Below are 1,884 nucleotides of genomic sequence, written 5' to 3' on the forward strand. Positions count from 1 at the left end.
GCTGCTCGCGGGCAATGCCGCGGCCAGTATCGCGCACTTCGAGCACGTAGGTGCCGCCCTGGCCGGGGTGGCCCAGCACGTCGATGCGCCCGCCCGCGCGGTTGTACTTGATGGCATTGCTCACCAGGTTGTAGAGCAGCGTGAACAGCAGGCCGCGGTTGGCGTGGGGCACCGCGAAATCGGGCTCCAGGGCCTGGTGCAGCGTCAGGCCCAGCACCTCGAGGCGGTCCTGCACTTCCTCGCACACTTCGGCTACCAGCGGGGCCAGGGCCACGGTTTCCGTGCGCGGAAACTGGTCGTTCTCAATCTTCGACATCATCAGCAGCGACTTGATGATGGTGCGCAGCCGGTGCACCGTGCGCTGCGATTCCACCACGCGCAACTGGTTTTCGTCGCTCAGAGCGTCGTCGGCCAGCATGTTGTCGAAGCGGTATTGCAGGGCGGCCAGGGGCGTGAGCAGCTCGTGCGAGGCATCGGCGATGAACTTGCGCTCCTTCGTGAACGAGGCCTGAATGGTGGCCATCATCTCGCGCAGGCTCTCGTCGAGGTAGCGGAAGTCGTCGGTGCTGGTTTCGATGGGGGCGAAGTTGAAGGCCGCCGGGTTGTGCGTGCTCTTCAGTCGCTGCCGGATGATGGTGTAGAAGGGTTCGAGCAGGTAGCGGAAAAACGCCACGTCGGCCAGCGTGGTGAGGGCCACGGCCACCAGCAGCATGTACAAGGCGTAGTGCCGGAAGTTGCGCTCGGTTTCGCCGATGCTGCCCGTGCTGCGCCCGATTTCGAGCAGGTAGTTCTGGCCGCTCTGGGCGAAGCTGTAGCTCAGCACCCGGTACTCCACAATCTCATCCTCCACGGCCCGCTTGGCATCCTCAATCCCGCTGATGCTGGGCCCGGGCGGAATGGCTTCGAGCGAAATAAACTCCTCCTTCAGCAGGTTGTAGCTGCCGTACGACGATGCCTCGCCGGTGATAAACGCCGAAATGCCGTTGCGCCGAATCAGCTTCAGCACCTTCTCCTTTTTCTGGCCCAGGCGCTGGTCGGTGCTCAGCCGCGCCAGCCGGCTCATGGCCAACGGCAGCACCCCTACCAGCACCAGCAAAATCGCCACCCGCGACAACGCGTTGAACACGGAGAACTTGGTGCTGAGCTTCATTTTTTAGGGTATAGGGTATAGGGTATAGGGGAGTTTGGGGTAAGAGGGAGAAAGAAGAGCGTCATGCTGAGCTTGTCGAAGCATCTCTACCGCGCAAGTAAACCCGGTCGATTGGATTGCATTGCGCGGTAGAGATGCTTCGACAAGCTCAGCATGACGTGCTTTCTTATTCTATAGCCTTTACCCGGTTAGTGAATGGACGTTTGAACGGGATAGAGACGCAACATTTTGCGTCTCGTCGTTGAACGAAATCGTCTGACGGTACTCCCGCGAGTCGTTCAACGACGAGATACCAACACCCAGCCATTACCCCCGCACCCTATACCCAATGCCGCGCACGGTTTCGAGCCATTCCACGTCGGCGTGCTGGCCGAGCTTTTTGCGCAGGTTTTTGATGTGGGCGTCGATGTAGTTCGAGTCGAAGCCCGACTCGGGCAGGTTGCCCCAGATGTGCTCGGTGAGCTGCAGGCGCGTGAGCACCCGGTTTTTGTGCAGCACCAGGTAGCTCAGCACGTCGAACTCCTTCACCGAGAGCGGCACTTCCTGGCCGCCAAACAGCACGCGTCGGGCCTGTACATCGAGCTCGAACGCGCCCACCGCCGCCTTGGGCTTGTGCAGGCCGAAGCGCCGCCGCGTGATGGCCTTGATGCGGGCGTGCAGCTCGGGCAGCGGGAAGGGCTTGGTAAGGTAGTCGTCGGCGCCCTGCTCGAAGCCCCGGATGCGGTCTTCCACGG

At 61.7% G+C, this 1,884-nt stretch carries 2 protein-coding genes; both read right to left on the reverse strand.

What is annotated here, in order from left to right; genetic code table 11:
* Nucleotides 1-1,150, reverse strand: a 1,150-nt coding sequence (locus ACYVDE_RS22730; protein ID WP_460503817.1) for a sensor histidine kinase, incomplete at its 3' end; no start/stop codon positions are given.
* Nucleotides 1,151-1,456: 306 nt separating this feature from the next.
* A partial coding sequence (locus ACYVDE_RS22735) for a response regulator transcription factor (protein WP_460503818.1) occupies nt 1,457-1,884 on the reverse strand: 428 nt, incomplete at its 5' end.

The sequence above is a fragment of the Hymenobacter agri genome (genome assembly GCF_054778495.1).